The following is a 22,901-nucleotide window of genomic DNA, read 5'->3' as shown; positions in this document are numbered from 1 at the left end:
ATATGGTTAGAAAATCGCTAATCAGAGCTTGGAAATAACGGCCTCTTCGCCGCCGCGGTCGCCATGCGTCTCGGCGGCGTGCTTGCGGATGGCCGGGATGATATCGGCAATCTTGTCGACAACCAGCGGCTGGACGCGATGGGCGGTATGGACGAAGCCCTCTTCCGTCATGTGGCGGATAAGCTCCATCATCGGGTCCCAGAAGCCGTTGATATTGGCGAAGACCATCGGCTTTTCATGACGGCCGAGCTGGCCCCAGGTCATGATCTCGACGATCTCTTCCAGCGTGCCGATACCGCCCGGCAATGCCACGAAGGCGTCGGCGCGCTCGAACATGCCATGTTTGCGCGCATGCATATCAGGGGTTATGATAAGCTCGTCGAGCTGACCGAGCGAATGGCGCGTCGCTTCCATGTCGACGAGAAATTCCGGGATGATGCCGGTGACCTGGCCGCCATGCGACAGGACACCGCTTGCGACGGCGCCCATGATGCCTTTCGTTCCGCCGCCATAGATCAGGCGCAGGCCGTTTTCGGCAATGCTTTTGCCCAGCTCGCGGCCGGCAGCCATATGGGAAGGATCGCGCCCCGGCCTTGAGCCGCAATAAACGCAAATGGATCGAATTGGCGCAGAATCGTCAGTCATGGTTCCAAACAACTATGCTGCAGATGCTCAGTCAAGATTTTTCAAAGGAAAACTTGTGTCAGGACATGCGAAAATGGCTGAGAAAGCTTGTAAAAGCAGGCGAAATCGCTAGCAATTTCAGGAGTTGCGACGACTTCGCCGCGTGGAGATGAATGATGATGAAGAACCGTGCCGGTTGGCTGGCTCTGTTGGTGTTGGCAATTGCGACCCTGTTGATGGTCTTTTTCGTGATGCCACGCATCAACGGCGACAAGAACCCGATCGGCAACGCCGTCAATCAGGCCGGCGACGCGGTAAAGAATACGATCGACGAAAACGCGCAAAAGGCCGGCGAGACCGCGAACAAGGCCACGCAGAATGCCACTTCGGGCGCCGTCAACACCGCTGACCTCGCCAAGAAGCTGACCGATCTGACGGGGGCGGCCACGGCCTCGCTTACCGATCTCAAGGCGCTGTTCAAGGATGGCGCCACCCCGGCGCAGGAGGTCTTCGCGGCTGCAAAGACGAAGGCGATCACGGCGCTGCAGTCGATCGTCGGCTTCGCCCTTCCGGAAGGCATCGACGCGACGACGACGGGGTTCGTGAAGAAAGTGCAAGACGGCGCGGCCAAGGCGCTCGCCATCACCCAATCCCTCCCCGATAACGCGGCCGAAGCCGGCAGCGCGATCGACAAGGCAATGGCCGCGATGACCGGCCAGACAGCACCTGGGACCGACACAGCTGGCAAGCCTCGGGTACCGTCGTTCGACGTGCTGCGTGTCGAGCCGGACGGTTCAACCGTCATTGCCGGCTCGGCCGAGCCGAACGCGAAACTGGAGATCATCGACGGGGAAAAAGTGGTCACCACGACCAATGTCGGCCCCAGTGGCGATTTTGCCGCCGTCCTCGACAATCCGCTGCCGCCCGGCGACCATGAATTGATGCTGCGGGCAACCGGCAAAGACGGCAAGGTTGCCACCTCAGAGGAAGTCGCAACGATTTCCGTGCCGAAAGACGATTCGACGCAGCTTCTCGCCATGGTCTCCAAGCCGGGTGCTGCAAGCCGCATCATCACCGTTCCCTCAGTCAAGCAAGGTCGCCTGACATCAGCCGAGCAGAATGCGCCGGCCGCGCAACCGCAGACGAAGGCAACCGACGGCGCTGCGACGGCAACAGATGCCAAGCCGCAGCAGGACGGCGGAGTTGTCGCGTCCGCCAACCCCGCAGCCGGCACGACAGCGCCGCCGGCGGCGAAGACGGGTGCGGGTCCGGACGCCGTGGTCAACGCCGTCGAAATCGAAAACGACCATATTTTCGTTGCCGGCAGCGCGAAGCCGAATGCCAAGGTGCGCGCCTATGCCGACGACAAGCTCATCGGCGAGAGCGTCGCGGAAGCGGACGGCCATTTCGTCGTTGACGGACCGATGCCGCTTGCCGTCGGCGATCACAAGATCCGCGTCGACGTGCTCGACGGAGCGGGCAAGGTCATCGTCCGCACCAACGTCAACTTCACGCGGCCGGAGGGCAATCAGGTGACGGTGGCGGCCCAGACGCCGGCTGCCGCCAATAGCCCGGGACAGGTGGCGACCACGAGCATGGTGCCGCTCGATGAAGGCGAGCTCGCCAAGCTCAAGGAAGGCGCCGGCAAGGCCTTCGTACTGCTCAAGGGCCTGTTTACCGACGGCAAGCAGCCAAATGTGGAACAGCTTGCCGCTGCTCGCTCCGGCACGGAAATCGCCCTGAAATCGCTTTCGGAATTTCGTCCGTCCATCAATGCCACCGCGGACCTGAAGAAGGCCGCGGCCGACGCAGCAAAGGCTGCGGCGAAGGCACTGGGTGTCTTGGAGCTTCTGCCGAAGGATGCGAAATCGGTCGGTGCGGCGCTGCCAGGCCTCGAGCAGCTCGTCGCAGCCATTACCGCTCCCACGCAGACGTCGCCGGCACAGCCGAACGTGGAGGTGTCCTCCAGCGAAAGCGGCCCGAAAACGCTGGAGCAGGCACCGCTTTCGCAGGACACCAATGCCGTCATCATCCGCCGTGGCGATACGCTCTGGCAGATTTCCCGCCGCACCTATGGTGCCGGCGTGCGCTATACGACCATCTATCTGGCGAACGAGGACAAGATCAACAATCCGGACAGGATCCTGCCCGGCCAGGTCTTCGGCCTGCCGAAGGATGCGCTGCCGAATGCCGAGGAGCTTCACCGCAAGCGGCTGTCCGGCGCACATCTCTAGGGCAAGAGCAGCTTCCTGGGACCATCATCATTGGCCAGGCGCCCCCAGCGCCTGGCCAATGCTTTTATGCGTCATAAAAATAGTGTAAGCGTCGCGCGACCCTCATCGCCTTCGCCGAACGGCCTTGCCCCGCATGCGAAGGTTTCACAGCCAGCCGCGCAATGGTTGCCGCGCCAGGCTGTCCCAATCATCCGCCGGAGACGGACATGGCTGACCGCAATAAAACAATATCGGCGGATTCCAGCAATCCGATGAACACGATCGTCAATCTCTGGCCCTATATGTGGCCGAGCGGGCGTATGGACCTGAAGATGCGCGTCGTCTGGGCGACCGTCTTCCTGCTGGTCTCCAAATTCTTCCTGCTGCTGGTTCCCTATTTCTTCAAATGGTCCGTCGATGCGCTGAACGGCAAGCTCGACATGCAGGGCATCCTGCCGGCCTTCATGGTCGGCGCCATCGCATTGATCATCGCCACCAACCTGACGCGCCTGATCCAGCTCGGCCTGAACCAGCTGCGCGATGCGCTGTTTGCGAGCGTCGGCCAACATGCGGTGCGCCAGCTTGCCTACAAGACATTCGTGCACATGCACGAGCTGTCGCTGCGCTTCCATCTGGAACGAAAGACCGGCGGCCTTTCGCGCATCATAGAGCGCGGGACAAAAGGCATCGAGACCATTGTCCGCTTCACCATCCTCAACACGTTCCCGACCTTCATCGAGTTCCTGCTGACGGCCATCATCTTCTGGCGCGGCTACGGCTTCTCCTATCTCGCCGTGACGGCGGTGACCGTCTGGCTCTACATCTGGTTCACGGTCAGGGCGAGCGACTGGCGCATCTCCATCCGCCGGACGATGAACGACAGCGACACGGACGCCAATACAAAGGCAATCGATTCGCTCCTCAACTTCGAGACCGTCAAATATTTCGGCAACGAGGAGATGGAGGCCAAGCGCTTCGATCAATCGATGGCGCGCTACGAGAAGGCCGCCACCAGCGTCTGGACATCGCTCGGCTGGCTGAACTTCGGCCAGGGCGTGATCTTCGGCCTGGGCACGACGGTCATGTTGGTCATTTCCGGTTGGTCGGTTCTGAACGGCCACCAGACGGTCGGAGACTTCGTCTTCATCAATGCCATGCTGCTGCAGCTCTCTGTGCCGCTGAATTTCATCGGCTTCGTCTATCGCGAAATACGCCAGGGTCTGACCGATATCGAGGAGATGTTCGATCTGCTCGAAGTCAGGCCCGAGGTGGTCGACGCACCCGGCGCCAAGGAACTCGTGACCGGCAGCGGCGCGATCTCGTTCAAGGACGTGCATTTTGCCTATGATCCAGCAAGGCCGATCCTGAAGGGCATCTCCTTCGAGGTGCCGGCCGGCAAGACCGTCGCCGTGGTCGGGCCTTCGGGTGCCGGAAAATCGACGCTGTCGCGCCTGCTCTACCGGTTCTACGATGTGCAAAGCGGTTCCATCACCATCGATGGTCAGGACCTGCGCACCGTGACGCAGAAAAGCCTGCGCAAGATCATCGGCATGGTGCCGCAGGATACCGTGCTCTTCAACGACACCATCGCCTACAACATCCGCTACGGACGACCGGGCGCGAACGATGCCGAAGTGACGGCGGCGACCGAAATCGCCCAGATCGGCGAGTTCATCCGCAGTCTGCCGGAGGGCTTCGATACGAAGGTCGGGGAACGCGGGCTCAAGCTGTCGGGCGGCGAGAAGCAGCGCGTTGCGATCGCCCGCACCATTCTCAAGGCGCCGCCGGTCTTGATCCTCGACGAGGCGACCTCGGCGCTCGACACGACGACAGAGCGCGAAATACAGGCCGCCCTCGACGTCGTTTCGAAGAATCGTACGACATTGGTCATCGCGCACCGCCTTTCGACCGTGATCGGCGCGGACGAGATCATCGTGCTGAAAAGCGGCGTGATCGCCGAGCGCGGCACGCATGCGGATCTTCTGGCGCAGAATGGGCTGTATGCTTCCATGTGGAGCCGCCAGCGCGAGGCAACGCAAGCCGAAGAACATCTGAAGCAGGTGCGCGAAAACGACGATCTCGGCGTGGTCGACCGGCTGGCGCCCGCAAGCTGAGGCTGCCCTGGAGAAGCTGCCACAAACGGCTCGCCCAGGGAACGCCACGACAAGTTATGTACGGATCGCTGTCACGAGGCTGAGATGACAGCTTGCTAGGTACGAGGGTCCCTTCAACGGAGCCCCCCAAAATGCGTACTATTGCCAAAGCTTTAAGCATATTGCTTGTCGTCGGCCTTGCCTCGCCTGTTTTCGCCGAGGATGCCAAGCCGTTCGCGGATGCCAAGGAGATCAACCTCCTCAACCTGCTGCCGCCTCCGCCCGCCAATGATTCGGCGCAGATGAAGGCCGAGCTCGGCGAAATCCTGACGATCCAGGTGACCCGCACGCCGGAAATGGCGGCTCGCGCCGTGGCCGATGCCGAAGAGAACGTCTGGCGCTTCTCCGACGTCATCGACAACCCGAAATTCACCAAGGAAAACCTGCCGAAGTTCTCGGCCTTTTTCGATCGCATCGTCGAAACCGAAGGCGCTGTCGTCGATCCGGCCAAGGATGTCTGGAAGCGCCCGCGCCCGCATCTCTACAGCGATCTGGTCAAACCGATCGTGCCGCTCTCCAAGTCAGGCTCCTACCCGTCCGGCCACGCCACGCTCGGCACGCTGATGGGCATCGTGCTGTCGAACATGGTGCCGGAAAAGCGCGCCGTCATCATGACCCGAGCCTGGGAATATGGCCATAACCGCATCGTCGGCGGCATCCATTACGCCTCCGACATCGAAGCCGCCCACATTGCAGGCACCGTCATCACTGAGACCATCATGACGCATGACGACTACAAGAGCGAATATGAGGGCGCCAAGGCTGAACTGCGCGCCGCCCTCGGCCTCTGATTTCAGCGTAGAGCGGTTCGGTTTTCATAGAATCGGCGAACCGCTCCATCTCTTTGTTTCCTAGCAATTCCGGACGAAAAACCGCTGAGCATGTAAGGCCGCCGCTTCCGCCGGCGGCCTTTTCGTTGCATCCGACGCGAGTTTCCACAGGCAACTCTTTTCAACACCGAGGATCGTTGGCATCTTGGCACAGCGCGGATTGCGCTGGGGGCGAGCGTGCGAGAGCATTGCCCATGACAGCATTTGCCTGTAGTCACGCTCGTCTGGTAATCAGAGCAAGACTGCGTATCTTGTTCTCATTCTTTTGACCGGCAAGATCTCTCTCCGCGACCGCGACCCGGTTTTTGGCGAGGGTGCCCTAACGGAGTAAGCCATAGATGAGCTTATTGAACAGCGTACGCAACGTCATCGTTCCGGTACACAAAGAGGGTTATCCCTTCGTTGCAGGCTTCTTCGTCGCGTCGCTCGTGCTCGGCTGGATCTTCAAGCCGCTCTTCTGGATCGGCCTGATCCTCACGCTCTGGTGCGCCTACTTCTTCCGCGATCCCGAACGCATGACGCCGCAGGACGACGATCTCGCAATATCGCCGGCCGACGGAAAGGTCTCCGGCGTGCAGATGGTGACACCGCCGGCGGAGCTCGAGCTCGGCACGCAGCCGATGCTGCGCGTCTCGATCTTCATGAACGTTTTCGACTGCCATGTGAACCGTTCGCCGATGCGCGGCCGCATCACCAGCATCGCCTATCGCCAGGGCAGTTTCCTCAATGCCGAACTCGACAAGGCCAGCGAACAGAACGAGCGCAACGGTCTCGTCATCGAAACCAAGCATGGCCAGATCGGCGTCGTGCAGATCGCCGGCCTCGTCGCCCGCCGCATCCTTTGCTTCGTCAATCCGAACGAACCGCTAGACGCCGGCGAACGCATCGGCCTGATCCGCTTCGGCTCGCGCCTCGATATCTTCCTGCCCGAGGGTGCGTCGGCGCGCGTCGCCGTCGGCCAACGGGCGATCGCCGGCGAAACCGTCATTGCCGAATTCGGCTCGGCAAAGGGCGCAACCCTTAGCCGCCGCAGCTGAACCTCGAGCATTTCCGCTTTAACCCGAGTTGCGGAAATGCCCCATATCATTGTTTTCACGCAATTCCGGACGCCAACCTGCTTCGCAGTTTTGCCGGAATTGCTCTAGGAACACGAACGAGATGAAGACGCCTTTTCCGCCTTTCGAGCCGCATGGGCCTAATGACGAGGCTCGTGGACCGCGCCTTCGGGAAATCCCGCTGCGACTGATCGTGCCGAACATGATCACCGTGCTGGCGATCTGCGCGGGCCTGACGGGCATTCGTCTCGCTTTCGAGAACCGCTACGAGCTTGCCGTCGTTGCCGTGCTGGTCGCCGCCTTCCTCGACGGCATTGACGGGCGCGTGGCGCGGCTGATGAAGGCCACTTCGAAATTCGGCGCGCAGATGGATTCGCTCGCGGATATCGTCAATTTCGGCGTCGCTCCGGCGCTTGTCGTCTATGTCTTCCTGCTCGACCAGGCCCGCTCCCTCGGCTGGATTGCCGCGCTGATCTACACGATTGCCGCTGGCCTTCGCCTCGCCCGCTTCAACGTCATGGCCGAGCGAGAACACAAGGCCTCATGGCAGTCGGAATATTTCGTCGGCGTGCCCGCGCCGGCCGGCGCCATGCTGGTGCTGCTGCCGGTCTACCTCGGCTTTCTGGGGCTGACGCCGGACCGCGCCTTCGCCTATTGGGGCGCTGCCTACACCGTTCTGATCGCCTTCCTTCTGGTCAGCCGCCTGCCCGTCTGGTCCGGCAAATCGGAAGGCAGCCGCATAAGGCGGGACCTCGTTCTGCCGGTCATGCTCGGCCTCGTCGTCTACGTCGCGATGCTGATGAGCTATACGTGGCATGTCATGGTGGTGACCGTGGTCGCCTATCTGCTCTCCCTGCCCCTCGGCGCGCGGTCCTGGGCGAAGAAATATGGCACCTATACCATCAACGGTCCTGGCGATCCGGATGTCGACGATTCCAACGACGATATCGGGCGACATATCTAGCCAGCACGTCACGAGCTTTTGCCGGCGTCGTCCTGCTGCAACCGCAAGTCTGTAAGTTTCCCTTATCAAATCAGGGACGTGGCGATCGGTCACGGATCGAATGGCGAGCCGCCGAAGCCCGCTTTTCGGCAAATTCAAACATTGCGGCAGTGCGGATTCTACACGAGGATTTGGCGCTAAACTCGCGAAATATGGTCGTTGTTCACAAAAGCTGATTGGAAAATGCCTTCGATTTGTCATGATTCTCGACAAAATAGCACTACTTGATAGTGAATCGAGAAATGCTCCGGGAGAGCATGGTGAGGAGTAAGACATGACACAGAAGAAAGACCAGGCGGCACAACCGCAAGCAAAGATCGACCCCAGCAAGCATTACCGCCCATTGGGCCTGAAAGCCGTTCTTGCAGCCCATCTGATGCTGAAGACCAAGCCCACCAAGAAGAAGATCGCTTAAGAGCATACAGCCCTGCCCGCCGCCGACCAATGCCGGCAGGCAGCATTTCCGGCGCTGGCCGCCGAATGGCGGCCGCTTATAGAAGGCTTAACTGGCCGTCGTCCGGATCCGCCTTCTTCGGCGGCTTCCTGACCGGATCGAGCGTTACGGGTATCTGTAGGTCCGGCCCCATGTTGGCGACCTTATTGACGCGATCCGAAACTGGAATCGTCTCGAAAAAATCCTCCTGGGCCGGCGCCATCAGATCGAGGACCTCACGCGGCTCCTGCGTCTTGCAATCGAGCCAGCGGGCAAAATCCTCCGGCTTGATGACGACGGGCATGCGGTCATGGATGGACCGGATCGCGCTGTTTGCGGCCGTCGTCAGGATGGCGCCGGTATCGACCTCCGAACCGTCGGCCGACGACCAGGTTTCCATCAGCCCGGCAAAGGCGATCACGCCGCCGTTCCGCGGTCGGATCCAATAGGCCTGCGGCTTCTCGCCGCTTTCCTTCGAAGGGCGATGCCATTCGTAAAAGCCGGATGCGGGAATGAGGATGCGGCGATGGCGCATGGCGGCGCGGAAGGAGGCCTTGCCGATCGCCGTTTCCGCGCGCGCATTGATCAGCAGCGGAAACTCCTTCGGATCCTTCACCCAGGAGGGCGTAAAGGCCCAGCGCACGAGCAGGGCGCGGCGATCCGGCAGGTTGCTGCCCGGTAGCTGCCTGTCGCCAGCGATGACGACGAGGATCGGCTGTGTCGGGGCGATGTTGTAGCGCGCAGGAAAACCTTCATTCAGCAGGACGCCGAGCGCCTCCCCCACGTAGTCTGCCGTCGATGTCAAAGCGAAACGTCCGCACATGCGTTTTGTTTTGCACTCGGAAGGCGGCGGGTCAAGCTTAGCCGCGAGGGCCGAAGAGAATGATCGCGGCGCCGCCAAGGCAAACGACGGCGCCCGATATGTCCCACCGATCCGGCAGCCGCCCCTCGGCCAGCCAGAGCCAGAGAATGGAGGCAACGATATAGACGCCGCCATAAGCAGCAAAGGTGCGCCCGGCTGCGTCGCTCGGCACCAATGCGAGCAGCCAGGCAAAGAGCGCCAGCGAGACGAGGCCGGGCGCAAGCCACCAGACGGGCTTTGCCAGGCGAATCCAGGCCCAAAAGGCAAAACAACCGGCAATTTCCGCCAAGGCCGCCAAAGCATACAGTCCGTAAATCATCCCGACGATCGCCCGCACATTCGGCGCATGCGACTCGCCGCGCCTATCGAGGGCGAGTTAAGGGGCTTTCGCTAGGGACAGCAAGGGCCGTTTCCTGTAGAGGTTGGTCGTCGATAACCTCCCATCATCACCCCGATCTCCTCACCCGGATGCGACGCGATCCATGACCTCCCTGCCCCGCCCTGCCTCCTCCGCCATCCTCGAGCGCAACGGTCGTTTCCTGCTGGTGCTGCGCAGCAATCCGCCGTCCGCCGATATGTATGCCTTTCCCGGCGGACGGGCCGAAGAAGGAGAAACGCCTGATGATGCGGCCTTGCGCGAGCTCGGGGAGGAAACCGGCATAATGGCCCGCAATCCGCGCCTGTTCGAAACCTATGACCTGCGCTCCCATGCAGCAGATGGGACGCTGACGAGCCACTTCCTGCTTTCGGTCTTTCTCGTCGACGCCGACGAGGATGCTGTTGCGGAGGCGGCCGACGACGCGGCCGCCATCGGCTGGTACACGCTGGAGGAGGTGCGCCGCCTGCCCGTTCCGGCCAGCGTACTCGAATGCGTGGAACGGCTTGTGGCCGCGAAAGCTTGAAGCCCGGCCGCGATATTAACGATGCTGAGCAATATCGGCGTGGAAACCCCGTGCCCCGCCTTGTTCCCGTCATGCTTGTTCGGTCAACATGGTTACATGATTCATAACAGCCTTGGCCGACCGCTTCTGATCTGCATCGCGCTTGCTGCCGGCTGTGCCGCCTTTCCCGCCGCGGCACAGCCGGCAGCAAGCGCGCCGCCCGCTCAGGCGCCCGATGCCGGGAATGTCGAACGGCCGGCGCCCTATGACGAGCAGCTTTCCCGGCTCGCCGAAATTCTCGGCTCGATCGACTATTTGCGCAATCTCTGCAGTCCGAGACGGGAAGACGGATGGCGGGGCGATATGCAGCAATTGCTCGATACGGAGACCAAGGGCGAGCAGAAACGCAAAGAAAAGCTGACGGCAGCCTTCAACCGTGGGTATCGGTCCTTCGCATCGGTTTACACGAATTGCACGCGGCAGGCTCTCGTGGCGGAAGAGCGATACCGTAACGAAGGTGCAACACTGGCAACAGAAATCGCAGCCCGCTTTGGAAATTGACGATTTATTAACCTCTTTTCATAGCGAGCCGTGTCGTTTTGGGAAAAGGCTGATAAAGTTGTTAAGCAAGTGGTAAGGACATGAACGTCTTAAGGAAAGAAGCAATGGAAACCAGCCTGAACGAAATCGACGACATGATCGTCCATGAAAAGATGCAGGCAGCGCTGGAATACCAGAATGAAGCTTGGGCCGACGGCATGGCTGACGGTATCGAGCCTGAGATCATCGCCGATGCGGCCATTGCCCATGCTATTCGCGAGACGATCCGCATTCAGGGTGAGCAGGGAGCGGAAGCCTTGCTCGAATCGTTGCGTGAACGCATGCTGGCTGGTGAATTCTCTCCGAACCGTACCCTGCAATAACAACCAGAGATTGCTTATGCGTATCTTTCCGGGCAATGCGCTTTCCTGTTCCATTGCCTCGCTTGCTGCCGTGACCCTGCTTTTGGGCAGCACTGCCCTGCCATTGCCGGCCCTTGCCTTTTCCCAGCTCAATCCATCGGCGTCCCAGGCGAAGGACGCGACCCAAACCGCACAACAAAAGAACGAGAAGCCTATCGAGCAGGCGCTGGAGGCGCCCTCGAACAACAATACGCTGCCCGCGCCCGATCCGCTGATCAACAAGCAGGCCGGCCAGAGCAGCGGTGACGCTTCGAACGCGAACAAATCGGTCGAGTTCCTCTTCGACATCGACAAGGCGCCGGAACCGGTGCGCAAGCTGCGCGCGGCGATCGTGGAGGCTGCCGCCTCCGGCGATCTGGAGCGCCTGCGTCCGCTGATGAATGTCGGTGCCGGTCTCAAGCAGACACAGGTCACCGCCGACGATCCCGGCGAGGACCCGATCAAGACCCTGCACGATCTTTCGGGCGATCCCGATGGCATCGAGATTCTATCCATTCTCCTCGACATCATGTCGACCGGCTTTGCCCATATCGGCCAGGGAACCCCTGATGAGGTCTATGTCTGGCCCTACTTTGCCCAGAAGGACATCAAGACGCTCTCCACGCCGGAAAAGGTCGACCTGATGCGCATCGTCACGGCCGGTGACTATGCCGACATGCTGGAATTCGGCGGCTATAACTTCTATCGCGTCGGCATCACGCCGGACGGCCGCTGGAAATTCTTCACCTCGGGCGAATGATCCGGTCGGGGAACTTGCGGTTCCCCGCCGAAGGCCCTACCTCTGCGTGATAGGCCAAATCAGCGGATCCATCATGCCAGCCGTATTCCTGAGAGAGCGTTCCTTCATCCGTATTGCCGGCGTGGAGGCAGAAGCGTTTCTGCACAATCTCATTACCACCGATCTCGTCTCGCTCGGCGCCGATGAAGCGCGCCCGGGCTCCCTGCTGACACCGCAGGGCAAGATCCTGTTCGATTTCATGATCTGGCTAGATGGCGCCGGCTTTCTGCTTGAAACCGACACCGCGCAACGAGAGAGCCTGCTGAAGCGGCTCACCATGTATCGGCTGCGCGCCAAGGTCGATTTCGGCATGGAGGAGGTTCAGGGCGTCACCGTCGCGTGGGGTGATGCTGTTGCAGACGGTCCCAAAGACAGCCGCTTCGCCAAGGCGGGCATCGTGCTGACCCGCATGCCCGGCGAGCATGGGAACGATGCCGAGACCCTTTATGACGAGCTGCGGATCGCCAACGGCGTCGCCGTCTCGGGCCGCGATTTCGCGCTGCAGGATGCCTTCCCCCATGATGTCCTGATGGATCTCAACGGCGGTCTGGGCTTCCGCAAGGGCTGCTATGTCGGCCAGGAAGTCGTCTCCCGCATGCAGCATCGCGGCACGGCGCGCAGACGCGTCGTCATCGTCAAGGGCAGTGCCGAGCTGCCGGCTTCCGGTACGGACCTGACCGTTGGCAGCAAGCCGATCGGCACGCTCGGCTCGACCGTCGGCAATATGGGCCTTGCCATCGTGCGCACAGACCGGGCCGGCGAAGCCATTGCCGAGGGCACTCCGATACGGGCTGCCGGTGTCGAGGTCTCCGTGTCACTTCCGGCCTGGTCCGGCCTCTCCTTTCCCGAGCGGTCCGACGAGGCGTCGGCATGACATCGGTCAAGACTGAGCGCGCCTGGCAGCGCATGCTTTCCGGGCGCAGGCTCGACCTGCTAGATCCTTCGCCGCTCGATGTCGAGATCGGCGACATTGCCCACGGGCTTGCCCGTGTTGCGCGCTGGAATGGGCAAACCTCCGGCGACCACGCCTTTTCGGTAGCGCAGCACAGCCTCGTGGTGGAGGCGATCTTCCGCCACCTCAACGCTGCGACGCCCGACGAACGTCTTGCCGCGCTGTTGCATGACGCTCCGGAATATGTGATCGGCGACATGATCTCGCCGTTCAAGTCCGTCGTCGGCGGTGACTACAAGCTTGTGGAACAGCGGCTGGAATCAGCGATCTACCGCCGCTTCGCCCTGCCCCCGCATTGCGCGCCAAAGCTCAAGGAAAAGATCAAGAAGGCCGATACGATCTCGGCCTATTTCGAGGCGACGCTGCTCGCCGGCTTCGCGCCCGAGGAAGCGCGCAAGTTCTTCGGCCAGCCGCGCGACATCACGCGCGAGATGCTGCCGATCGATCCCATGCCGGCGATCGAGGCACAGCGGATGTTCCTTAAACGCTTCGAGGCGATCGAGGCCGAGCGCGCCGCGATGAGGATCGGCGCATGACGGCGATCGTCGTATCGCCGCTGGCGCGTATAGCCGAAATGGCCGTTCGGCATGGCGCCTGCGAGATGATCAGCCTGATGGCGAAGGAGCATGCTTTTCACCGTCCCGCGGTCATCAAGGCGGATCGTCATCTGCTGCTCAACATGAACGATATCAGCTTTGCCGGAACCGGCGATCTCGTCGCCCCCCAAGAGGCGCATGTTCGCGCCATCGTCGATTTCGCCACCGGATGGGACCGTAGCGCACCCTTGCTCATCCATTGCTGGATGGGCGTTTCACGCTCGCCGGCGGCGGCGCTGATCGTGGCCTTGGCCATTCGCCCCGAGGAAGACGATTTGACGCTCGCCCGCCGCCTGCGCTCAAGCTCTCCATTTGCCACGCCGAATTCCCGGCTGATCGCGATCGGCGACGCCATGCTCGGACGCCAGGGGCGCCTGATCGCCGCGGTCAAGGAGATCGGCCGCGGCGCGGATGCGGACGGCAACGCACCTTTCATGCTGCCACTGGCCACATAAGGCGATAGGCTGCAAAAAACGACGTATTCGCGGTGTTATTGAATAATGGCGCATGCCAGGCGCTTGCCGGCGCCGCCGACGGGCTGGCTGCGATAGTCGTCCGAATCGGCATGGATCATCAGCGTGCGACCGCGAATGCCATTCTTGCCGTTTAGCGACACCATGCCGTTGAAGACCTGGGCACGCAGCTTGCCATCCTCATCGACGTACTGATTGGGCATGTCGCCGGCATGCGGCCCATTGGCGGCGAGGAAGCCATGCTCGGTCTTGCTGGGATTGAAATGGCTGCCGGCCGATTCAAACCCGTGGTCGTGGTCGCAATGGCTGTTTTCATGAATATGGAAGGCGACCCAGCGATTGACGGGCAGGCCGGAAACCTCCATCTCGATCAGCACGCCCTTCTTGCCCTCCGTCAAGGTCGCCCGCCCCGCCGGCTTGCCGTCGAGACCGACAAAATCGGCGGTCGCGGTGCCTTCACTTTGGGTTTGCGCGGCAGCGGGCATGGCTGCTGCAAGCGCGAGAATTGTAACGATCATCATCCGCTTCATGGAAAGACCCTCCCTGTTCCGATTGCCCTGCTCTGTTTGGCAATTGCCCAACGCGATAACAGGCACGAGTGTTCCGGCGATCGGGAAAATGAACCTACTTCAAAACGATAGGGCGACCCGCCGGTATCCCGGCAGGCCGCCAATATCATCGGGCATAAGGTCTTGTCAGGCCGCTACGCTGTCAACGTCATACTGACCGTAGGTGCTGTTGTAGGCATCCATCGGCGACAGCGGGCCCAGATCGAAAGCGACGCTGGATTTCGGCGATTGAGCCATCGAGGCGGCATCGGCATTCGGCAACTGCATGAGCTTGGCCATCAAGCTGCCCAAAGCACCGTTCGAACCGTCGGCGGTATCGCCCTCGGGATTATCGGCTTCGAGAATACCGGGACGCTCGTCGGCTTCGCGCTCGCCACGGCTGAGGACGCCGTCATCATTCGAGTCGAGACGCGAGAGAGTGCCTCGATACGGATAAGAACTGCTGGATGTGGAAGAAACATGGGACATACAAACCTCCTATGGTAGGAGCCGCCTCATGCGACGTCGTTTGCACGCAATACATTCGGATTTGAACTACGGAATGCTATTAAGCTGCTTCGCGCTGCCCGTAAAGACAAATTGTTAATGAGTATTAACCATAGTTTTTCAGCGGTAAATCCGCGTTTCCTAATATTTCTTTGGCGAGCCGGCATGAGGCTGCCTGGCATAATCCCCTGGAATCATAGGCAAATCTGATTATCTATTCTTACCGCGCGAGCCGTTTCGTATATTGTGCGACTGACCGCCTGGGGAGAAGCTATGATGGAATTGCTACCGCTCGTCATCCTGATCGTCGGCATTCTGGTGCTGCGAGGCCACAACGTCAGGATAAAGCGGCTGGAAGCGCGCGTCCAAGAGCTGCAAAATGCCCTTGCCGACAAGGTGCTGACGGCGGATTCGGGCGAATCGATTCCCGTGCCTGATTCAATGACTCATGCTGTGGCACAGCCTGCCGAGGACGGGCGGCAAGCGACAATCGACGACGGTTCGGCGGCCGACACCCTGGAACCTGCCGCCGCCGAACGCAGCATCGCCGATACGTTTGATGAAGGCCCTGCGCCCGTTGCGAGCGAGACACCCATAGAGGCGAGGGAAAGCCTGGAGAGCACGATCGGCGCACGCTGGGCCGTTTGGGTCGGCGGCATCGCGCTGGCGTTCGGCGGCATCTTCATGGTCAAATATTCGATCGAAAGCGGCCTTCTCAGCCCCGGCGTCCGGCTCGGCCTTGCGGCGCTCTTCGGCCTTGTCCTGGTTGCCGCGGGCGAAGTGATCCGCCGTCGCGTCGCGCCGGTGCTGAACGACGCCTTCCAGAATGCGATGATCCCCGGCGTGCTGACGGCTGCCGGCGTCGTTGCCCTGTTCGGCTCCACCTATGCGGCCCATGGCATCTATGGCTTCATCGGGCCGGCCACAGCCTTCACGCTGCTTGCTTTGATCTCGCTCGCCACGCTCGGGCTCTCGCTGCTGCATGGACAAGCACTCGCCGGCCTCGGCCTTCTGGCATCGATGGCGACCCCCGCGCTGATCGCTTCGACCGCGCCGAGACCCTGGATTCTCTTCGGCTATCTTGTGCTGACCTGGCTTGCCACCCTATTGGCGTCGCGCCTGCGCCGCTGGCTGATTGCGCCATCCCTTGCCAATGGGCTGCTGAGCCTCTGGCCATTGCTCTATATTAGCTTCAGCCCGGTGGTCGACCTGACGCCGGTCACGCTTTCCATGCTTGCAATGATCGGCGGCACCCTCGTCCTTTGGCCCGGGCCCTACCCGGTCTTGGAACCGATAAAGGAAGGTACCGAGGCAACGCCGGCTGACGGTATTCATTTGCCGCTAGCTGCAGGTGGCCAATGGGCAGCGTTTCTCGGCAGGGCGCCGCTCGGCATGACGCTGACGGCATCGATCGGCGCGCTCACGGTGTCGCTCTGCCTCATCACCTTCAGCCTTCAACAGGGATACCCCATCGTCGACGCCACATTCATGTTCGCGGCCGTCGTTGCCGCCGTTGCGGCCTTCGGCGCCGGCCGCCTCTACGCGGCCTGGGCAACGATCCTGTCCGCACTCATCGCTATCATCGGCGTATTCGGTGTCCTGACTCGATGGATCGCCGGCGTCGAAAGCAGCAGCACGGACGGCACCGTCAGCTTGCAAAGCACGGTGCTCTATGAAGTGCTGGGCCTCGGCGCGATCTTCGTGCTGCTCGGCGCCTTCTTCCTCGGACGCTTCGCCAGGCAAGAGAAGCCCTATGCCGCTCTCTGGAGCCTTGTCATGGCCGCCGCGCCGCTGGCGATCGCCACGATCAGCTTCGTCAACTTCGGCAACTGGACGCTCGACTGGCTGCATGGCCTTTATGGCGTCGGGCTGGCTGTCGTGCTGATCGCGCTTGCCGAATGGCAATATCGCCGCGAAGGCGAGGCGCAAGATCTGCCGACAAACATTCTCGCCGCCGGCTCCTTTGCCGCGGCCGCCTTTGCACTTCATACGCTGGCGCATCATGCCACCGCCACGATCCTGCTGCCGGTCCTCGGCATCGTCTACCTGCTGGCGGGACGCATGCGCAATTGGCCTGTTCTTCCGTGGACGATGGTTGCCGCGCTGATCATCGCCATGGGACGCATCGCCTGGCAGCCGACCATCGTCGATCCGGCGGAGCTCGGCACGACGCCGCTCTTCAACATGCTGCTTGCCGGCTACGGCATTCCGGCAGCCCTCGCCGTCTTTGCGGCCTTCATCACGCGCCATTCGCCGAGCCTGCGGCTGCGCAATGCCTTGCAAGCTCTTGCCTGCTTCCTCGTGCTGCTGACCATTGCCGTTCTCGTGCGTCACGCCATGAACGGCGGCGTCCTGAGCGACGCGGTTCCGACGCTCGGCGAGCAATCGATCTATACGCTGCTGGCAATCGGCGCTTCCGCGACGCTGATGGCGCTCGATCTGAGCGCGGCAAGTCCGGTCTTCCGCTACGGCGGCATGGCGCTCGGCGTCGCTTCGGTCGCCATGATCCTGACCTTGCATCTGCTGGGATTGAACCCTTTCATGACGGGCGAAAGCACGGGCCGGATCCCCGTATTCAACCTGCTGCTGCTTGCCTATCTGCTGCCTGGTATCGCCTATGGCGGACTGGCGCTCTATGCCCGCAACCGACGCCCTCCGCCCTATGTCATCATGCTGGCCTTGGCGGCAGCCGTCATGGCCTTCGCATGGGCGACATTGTCGGTGCGCCGCTTCTGGCAGGGCGAATATATTCCCTTCTGGAACGGCTTCATCCAGGGCGAGCTCTATTCCTATTCCGTCGTCTGGCTGCTGATCGGCATTGCTCTTCTCTGGCTCGGAACCCGCTTCGAGGCCCGTAGCTTGCGCATCGCCTCGGCGGCGCTGGTCTTCATCGCCGTCGTCAAGGCTTTCCTGATCGACATGGCAAACCTCGAAGGCTTCCTGCGCGCCCTCTCCTTCATCGGCCTTGGCGCCGTACTGATCGGCATCGGCCTGTTCTACCAGAGGATCCTGACGCGCAAGAAGGCCACGGAATGATTGCGGCGAATCTCCACGCTCGATAGGAACGCATAAGATAATTCCGACAGATCATTCCGACGCGGGGCCGAAGATGGACACCAACAGAATGGCGCGGGCTTTCGCCCCGTTCGAAGCACTGGCTGTGGATCTCATCCCCCACGCTGCGGATGGCGACGACGGTTCGCACGATATCGCCCATATCCTGCGCGTCTTCCGCAATGCCATGGCCATTCAGGCCGAGGAAGGCGGTAACGCCCGCATTCTCGCCGCCGCCGTCTTGCTGCATGATTGTGTTGCCGTGGAGAAGAATTCGCCGCATCGGGCACAGGCTTCGCGGCTTGCCGCCGAGAAGGCTTCGGGCATTCTGCGGCAACTCGGATGGGCCGATGAGGATATTGCGGCTGCGGCGCATGCAATCACCACGCATAGTTTCTCCGCAAACCTGCCGCCGGAAACGCTGGAAGCGAAGATCCTGCAGGATGCCGACCGGCTGGACGCCATCGGCATGGTCGGTGCTGCCCGCTGTTTCTACATTGCCGGGCGTCTCGGCTCCGGCCTCTATGATCCGTTCGATCCACTGGCGGGCGAGCGGCCGCTCGACGACAAACGCTTTGCCATTGACCATTTTGAGACGAAGCTGTTCAAACTGGCGGATGGATTCCAGACCGGGACCGGGGCCAAGTTTGCCGAGGCGCGGCACGACCGGCTGAAAACCGTGCTGGCAATGTTCATCGACGAAATCTGAGGGCCATCCATGCGCGTCAGCGATCTTTTCATCTATCCCCTCAAGAGCGCGCGCGGCATCGCCATTCCGTCGGCCGCCATCGACGCCTTCGGCCTCGCGGGCGATCGTCGCGCCATGCTGGTCGACCCTTCCGGCCAATTCATCACCCAGCGCGAGCTGCAGGCGCTGGCCCAGATCAATATCCAGCCGGCGCCCTCTCATCTGCGCCTGAAGATGGATGGCAAGGCCGACATCATCGTGCCGCCGCCCCACCCCGACAACCGCATGGATATCGTCGTCTGGAAATCCAACGTCAGCGCCTCCGTTGCCGACGAGGAAACCAACAAGGCGCTTTCGGCCTGGATGGACCGCGAGGTCAGGATGGTGTTCTTCGACAGGCTCGCAAAGCGCATCGCCAACCCGGAATGGGCGGGCGAGGATGCACCCGTTACGTTTTCCGACGGATATCCGATTCTCGTCACCACCATCGGTTCGCTGAATGCGCTCAACGCCAATCTCGCCGCCCATGGCGAAGGCGCCGTCGGCATGGAGCGCTTCCGCCCGAATATCGTCATCGATATCGATGAGGAGTGGCCGGAGGACCGTTGGGCGGCAATCGAGATCGGCGGCATTCGCCTCGATCTCGTCAAGCCCTGCTCACGCTGCATCATGACGACGCAGGACCAGAAGACCGGCTCGCGCGAGGTGCCGAACCCGATGCCCGCCATGGGCCGCATCCGCATGTCGGCAGACCGCCGTGTTCCCGGCCCGCTCTTCGGCTGGAACGCCGTGCCGCGCGGCGAAGGCTCGGTGAAGATCGGCGATATGGTGACCGTACTTGAGGAACGGCCGGAGGGCTGGGCTCTGAAGCGGCGATGATCGTTCCGCCGTTTGTTTGGCTTGCAGACCTAACGCAGCAGGCGCATGCTTATCACTCGTTTTGAACCCGTCGGTTGCGGCTGGGATAGCCGTGGCACGCGGGCTTGCGCGAGGTGCGCCCGATGGAGTGCGTCGGCTGCGGTTTCGATATTCAGAGCGGCTTTGCTTTCTGTCCGCGATGCGGGGCAAGGCAGCCTATCTCCTGTGCTTCTTGCAGCTATCCCTGCCAGCCTGACTTTGCTTTCTGCCCCCGATGCGGCGCCGCGATTTCCGACAAGGCCCAACCCGCAGCCAAACCAAACATCAAGGCTACACCGGCAAAATCCAATGATGATGCCGACCGGCGACCGGTGACCGTGCTTTTCGCGGATCTTTGCGGCTTCACGACACTGAGCGAGCAGATCGACCCGGAAGTCATGCGGATGCTGCAGAACGAATTGTTCGAAGAGATGACCCAAGCGGTCGAGGCCTATGGCGGCTTCGTCGACAAGTTCGTCGGCGATGCGCTGCTAGCGCTGTTCGGCGCGCCGGTTGCTCATGAAGACGATCCGGTGCGGGCACTGAACGCCGCACTCGATATGATCGATCGGGCAACGCAGGTCGGCGAGCGCTGGCAACCGCGCGCCGGCGTGCCGCTGCGCCTGCATATCGGCATCAATAGCGGTCCTGTCGTCACCGGCGGCTTCGGCGCCGTCAGCACCAAATCCTATTCCGTGACCGGCGACACGGTGAACACCGCCCAACGGCTGCAATCCATGGCGGGCGAAAACGATATCCTCGTCGGTCCGCTGACTTATCGCCTCACCCGCCATGCCTTCGCCTTCGACAGTCTCGGCGCCCAGACCTTGCGCGGCAAAAGCGGCAATGTGCTTGTCCATCGGCTGACAGGCGCCTTGGAAGCGCCGCATACAGCGCGTGGGCTCGAGAGTTTCGGCCTTCAGGCGCCGATGATCGGACGGGATACGGAATTGTCGCGGCTGCAGACCTGCCTCGAACTTGCCTGCGGCGGTGCGGCGCAACTTGTCCGCCTCATCGGCGAGGCCGGCATCGGCAAGTCACGCCTTGTCAACGAGTTCATCGGCATTGCCGGCAATGCAGCCCGCTTTCCGGGCCTCGCCATCCGCAAGGCGACCTGCTCCCCTCTTGGCGAACAGTCCTATGGGACGCTTGCCGCGGTCGTGCGCAGTGCCTACGGCATCGGCGAGCGCGACGATCTCGACAGGATGCGACAGTTGCTGGCGATGGGGTTCCGCGCGCTCGATCTCACCCAGGAGGATATCGACGGACTTCTACCGCTTTTCCTGCATGTCCTCGGCCTCGGCGATCCCGACGGAGCATTGCGGCACATCGAGCCGGAGCAATTGCGGCGTCAGATCTTCTATGCGGTCCGCACTGTCTTCGAGCGGCGGCTGGCGCAAGGCCCCCTGCTGCTTGTCATCGAGGATCTGCATTGGGCGGACGCCGCCTCGCTGGAAGTGCTTCGCTTCATGATGGATCGGCTGGAGCGCAGCCGGCTGATGCTGCTGGCGATCTACCGGCCGACATCGCAGATCGACCCGCTGGATTCCAATCGGGTCAGCGTCACAGTGCAGCGTCTCGGCCCACTCGTCGCAGCCGACGGGCGGAAGCTGCTCGCCGCGTTTTTCGGCGAGAGTCATGGCAAGCTGCCGGTCGCAGTGTGCCAGCGCATCCTCGATCGCGCCGGCGGCAATCCTCTCTTCATCGAGGAGATCCTTCGGGGATTGATCGACATGGGCAGGCTGCACAATGACGGACGGCGCTGGGAAGTCGCGGCGGAAGACACGGATGTCGATATTCCGGTCAATCTGCAGGCGCTGTTGCTCGCCCGTGTCGATCGTCTGCCGCAGGAGATCAGGCGGTTGGCACAGGAGGCGGCGGTGATCGGCCCGAAATTCGACACCGCTCTGCTCCGCACCATCGCCACCGACCCGGCTGCCATCGATGCTGCGTTGGACTATCTCTGCGATGCCAATATCGTCGAGGAATTGCGCGGGCCGGATGCCGGTGTTTCTCCCGCCTATCGCTTCAGCCAATCCCTACTGCACGACGTCATCTACCATAATCTCCTGTTGCAGCGGCGCACGGAGCTTCACCTCCGGATCGGCCGGGTTCTGGAGCGCCAATATGGCTCAGCGCCTGACCGGCCCGAGCATCTGGCCCAGCTCGGCCATCACTTCAGCCTGACCACCGAGAAGGCGAAAGGTGCCACCTATCTGATGGCCGCCGGCGATCTGGCACGCAAGACCTACGCCAATGACGACGCGATGCGCCTCTACCGCCAGGCTCTTGCCACCTTCGCAAACGAGCCGGAGGTGGCACCGGAACAACTGGCGCTGCTGGAGCGCCTTGCCGATCTCTACGGCCCTGCCGGCCGCCGCGACGCTGCCTTGAACCATTATCAGCAAGCGCTGGCGATCCATCGCACGGGAGACGATCGGATCGCGGCAGCGAGGATACTGCGAAAAATCGGCCGACTGCATCTCGAGGCGGGGCGCCGTGATCAAGCCGAGGCACATTGCGCCGAGGCGGAAGCTATGATCGCGACGATCGACGCACCGGTCGAACACGCGCATCTCCTGCAGGAGCGCGGCCATCTGGCCTTCCGCATGGGCGACCAGGCCGCAGCCGCCGAATGGGCGACGCAGGCCCTGCAACGGCTGGAAACGCTCCCCATCGACGGAACGACCGAGGCCGGACGGGAGGCGGCACGCGCAATGGCGGAGGCGCTGAACACCAAGGGCGCGGCTCTTGCGCGGCTCGGCCGCCGCCGCGATGCCGTGCAGGAAGTGGAGCGCAGCCTCACGGTCGCCGAAAAAGCCGATCTGCAAAGTGCTGCCTGTCGCGCCTATTCCAATCTTGGCGTGCTCTACACCATCGTCGATCCGGCCCACGCCATCAGGATCTGCCGGCGCGGGCTGGAGGTCGCGACCCGCATCGGCGATCTCGGCTTCCAGGCGCGCCTTCTCGCCAACCTCGCCGTTTCCTGCTGTACCTTTACCGACCGCTGCGCCGCCGAGGGCGTGCCGGCAGCGGAGAAGGCGGTGGAGATCGACCGGGCGCTCGATCAGCGCGATCACCTTTCCGTGCCCTTGATCGTCCTCGGACAGATCCATCAATGTCACGGCCAGCCGAAGCTAGCGCGCAGGTATTACGAGGAAGCTCTTGAGGTCGCGAAGGAAATCGATGAACCGCAACTGCTCTTTCCATGCTATGATGGCTTGGCGACACTGAGCCTGGAACATGACGATCTGGCCGAGGCAGAGCGATTTTTCACGCTGGCACAGGATGTATGCATCCGCCACAACCTCGATCCAGGCACACTCGTCGTATTGCCGTTTCTCGACTGACTGTTCTCGTCAGGACGATCGTCCGAGATTCGTTGGGAGAAC

22 protein-coding genes are annotated in these 22,901 nt (G+C 61.9%); 17 read left to right on the top strand and 5 right to left on the bottom strand.

The genetic code is table 11. The features are described 5' to 3' along the window. Window positions 1-21: 21 nt before the first annotated feature. The gene (locus CCGE531_RS06435) at window positions 22-645 is read right to left on the bottom strand and encodes a TIGR00730 family Rossman fold protein (protein WP_120666560.1); all 624 of its coding nucleotides are present in this window, start codon (window positions 643-645) and stop codon (window positions 22-24) included. Between the two features lie 155 nt (window positions 646-800). Between CCGE531_RS06435 and CCGE531_RS06430 the strand changes: the two genes are divergently transcribed. The 6 genes from CCGE531_RS06430 to CCGE531_RS34150 all read left to right on the top strand — a co-directional run bounded on the left by CCGE531_RS06430 (window position 801) and on the right by CCGE531_RS34150 (window position 8,293). Next, window positions 801-2,858 carry a LysM peptidoglycan-binding domain-containing protein gene (locus CCGE531_RS06430; protein ID WP_120666558.1) on the top strand — a complete coding sequence of 686 codons (2,058 nt, stop codon included), beginning with the start codon at window positions 801-803 and terminating at the stop codon, window positions 2,856-2,858. Between the two features lie 206 nt (window positions 2,859-3,064). Continuing rightward, window positions 3,065-4,951: an ABC transporter ATP-binding protein/permease gene (locus CCGE531_RS06425; RefSeq protein ID WP_120663444.1), complete on the top strand. Its 1,887-nt coding sequence runs from the start codon at window positions 3,065-3,067 to the stop codon at window positions 4,949-4,951. A 131-nt stretch (window positions 4,952-5,082) separates the two neighbouring features. After that, complete coding sequence (locus CCGE531_RS06420; protein WP_120663443.1) at window positions 5,083-5,781, top strand: phosphatase PAP2 family protein; 699 nt, start codon at window positions 5,083-5,085, stop codon at window positions 5,779-5,781. A gap of 377 nt (window positions 5,782-6,158) precedes the next feature. Beyond that, complete coding sequence (locus tag CCGE531_RS06415; RefSeq protein WP_120663442.1) at window positions 6,159-6,857, top strand: phosphatidylserine decarboxylase; 699 nt, start codon at window positions 6,159-6,161, stop codon at window positions 6,855-6,857. A 121-nt stretch (window positions 6,858-6,978) separates the two neighbouring features. Continuing rightward, a complete protein-coding gene (pssA, locus tag CCGE531_RS06410) occupies window positions 6,979-7,839 on the top strand; it encodes a CDP-diacylglycerol--serine O-phosphatidyltransferase (RefSeq protein ID WP_120663441.1) in 861 nt (286 codons plus the stop codon). 313 nt (window positions 7,840-8,152) lie between these two features. Further along, a complete protein-coding gene (locus CCGE531_RS34150) occupies window positions 8,153-8,293 on the top strand; it encodes a hypothetical protein (RefSeq protein WP_162943854.1) in 141 nt (46 codons plus the stop codon). 76 nt (window positions 8,294-8,369) lie between these two features. On the opposite strand, the gene CCGE531_RS06405 is transcribed toward CCGE531_RS34150, so the two are convergent. After that, window positions 8,370-9,134 (bottom strand): SOS response-associated peptidase, encoded by a 765-nt coding sequence (locus tag CCGE531_RS06405; protein WP_120663440.1) that lies wholly within the window; start codon window positions 9,132-9,134, stop codon window positions 8,370-8,372. Window positions 9,135-9,171: 37 nt separating this feature from the next. Next, window positions 9,172-9,492, bottom strand: coding sequence for a YnfA family protein (locus CCGE531_RS06400; RefSeq protein WP_120663439.1), 321 nt, complete (start codon window positions 9,490-9,492; stop codon window positions 9,172-9,174). Window positions 9,493-9,655: 163 nt separating this feature from the next. Between CCGE531_RS06400 and CCGE531_RS06395 the strand changes: the two genes are divergently transcribed. The 7 genes from CCGE531_RS06395 (at window position 9,656) to CCGE531_RS06365 (ending at window position 13,797) form a co-directional block, all read left to right on the top strand. Then, a complete protein-coding gene (locus tag CCGE531_RS06395; protein WP_120663438.1) occupies window positions 9,656-10,075 on the top strand; it encodes an NUDIX domain-containing protein in 420 nt (139 codons plus the stop codon). 96 nt (window positions 10,076-10,171) lie between these two features. Further along, entirely contained in the window at window positions 10,172-10,615 is a 444-nt protein-coding gene (locus tag CCGE531_RS06390) for a TIGR02301 family protein (RefSeq protein ID WP_120666556.1), read from the top strand. A gap of 104 nt (window positions 10,616-10,719) precedes the next feature. After that, on the top strand, window positions 10,720-10,977 hold the full coding sequence (locus CCGE531_RS06385; RefSeq protein WP_034507811.1) for a hypothetical protein: 258 nt from the start codon (window positions 10,720-10,722) through the stop codon (window positions 10,975-10,977). 16 nt (window positions 10,978-10,993) lie between these two features. Further along, window positions 10,994-11,755, top strand: a complete 762-nt coding sequence (locus CCGE531_RS06380) for a hypothetical protein (protein WP_120663437.1) — start codon at window positions 10,994-10,996, stop codon at window positions 11,753-11,755. Window positions 11,756-11,828: 73 nt separating this feature from the next. Beyond that, entirely contained in the window at window positions 11,829-12,668 is an 840-nt protein-coding gene (locus CCGE531_RS06375; protein WP_120666555.1) for a folate-binding protein YgfZ, read from the top strand. Continuing rightward, on the top strand, window positions 12,665-13,282 hold the full coding sequence (locus CCGE531_RS06370; RefSeq protein ID WP_120663436.1) for an HD family hydrolase: 618 nt from the start codon (window positions 12,665-12,667) through the stop codon (window positions 13,280-13,282). The genes CCGE531_RS06375 and CCGE531_RS06370 overlap by 4 nt, the downstream gene beginning before the upstream one ends. Next, window positions 13,279-13,797: a tyrosine phosphatase family protein gene (locus CCGE531_RS06365; RefSeq protein ID WP_120663435.1), complete on the top strand. Its 519-nt coding sequence runs from the start codon at window positions 13,279-13,281 to the stop codon at window positions 13,795-13,797. The genes CCGE531_RS06370 and CCGE531_RS06365 overlap by 4 nt, the downstream gene beginning before the upstream one ends. A gap of 35 nt (window positions 13,798-13,832) precedes the next feature. On the opposite strand, the gene CCGE531_RS06360 is transcribed toward CCGE531_RS06365, so the two are convergent. Next, window positions 13,833-14,345 carry a superoxide dismutase family protein gene (locus tag CCGE531_RS06360; protein ID WP_120663434.1) on the bottom strand — a complete coding sequence of 171 codons (513 nt, stop codon included), beginning with the start codon at window positions 14,343-14,345 and terminating at the stop codon, window positions 13,833-13,835. Window positions 14,346-14,510: 165 nt separating this feature from the next. Next, a complete protein-coding gene (locus CCGE531_RS06355) occupies window positions 14,511-14,852 on the bottom strand; it encodes a hypothetical protein (protein ID WP_120663433.1) in 342 nt (113 codons plus the stop codon). Between the two features lie 291 nt (window positions 14,853-15,143). Between CCGE531_RS06355 and CCGE531_RS06350 the strand changes: the two genes are divergently transcribed. The 4 genes from CCGE531_RS06350 (at window position 15,144) to CCGE531_RS06335 (ending at window position 22,859) form a co-directional block, all read left to right on the top strand. Then, a complete protein-coding gene (locus tag CCGE531_RS06350) occupies window positions 15,144-17,906 on the top strand; it encodes a DUF2339 domain-containing protein (protein ID WP_245458996.1) in 2,763 nt (920 codons plus the stop codon). A gap of 73 nt (window positions 17,907-17,979) precedes the next feature. Beyond that, window positions 17,980-18,633, top strand: coding sequence for an HD domain-containing protein (locus CCGE531_RS06345; RefSeq protein ID WP_245458995.1), 654 nt, complete (start codon window positions 17,980-17,982; stop codon window positions 18,631-18,633). 9 nt (window positions 18,634-18,642) lie between these two features. Next, a complete protein-coding gene (locus CCGE531_RS06340) occupies window positions 18,643-19,491 on the top strand; it encodes an MOSC domain-containing protein (RefSeq protein ID WP_120663431.1) in 849 nt (282 codons plus the stop codon). Between the two features lie 122 nt (window positions 19,492-19,613). Beyond that, entirely contained in the window at window positions 19,614-22,859 is a 3,246-nt protein-coding gene (locus tag CCGE531_RS06335; protein WP_120663430.1) for an adenylate/guanylate cyclase domain-containing protein, read from the top strand. The last annotated feature ends 42 nt before the right edge of the window (window positions 22,860-22,901 follow it).

The sequence above is a fragment of the Rhizobium sp. CCGE531 genome (assembly GCF_003627795.1).
Taxonomy (GTDB): domain Bacteria; phylum Pseudomonadota; class Alphaproteobacteria; order Rhizobiales; family Rhizobiaceae; genus Rhizobium.
Note: the sequence above shows the minus strand (reverse complement) of the source record. Positions and strands in the feature narration are given on the sequence as shown.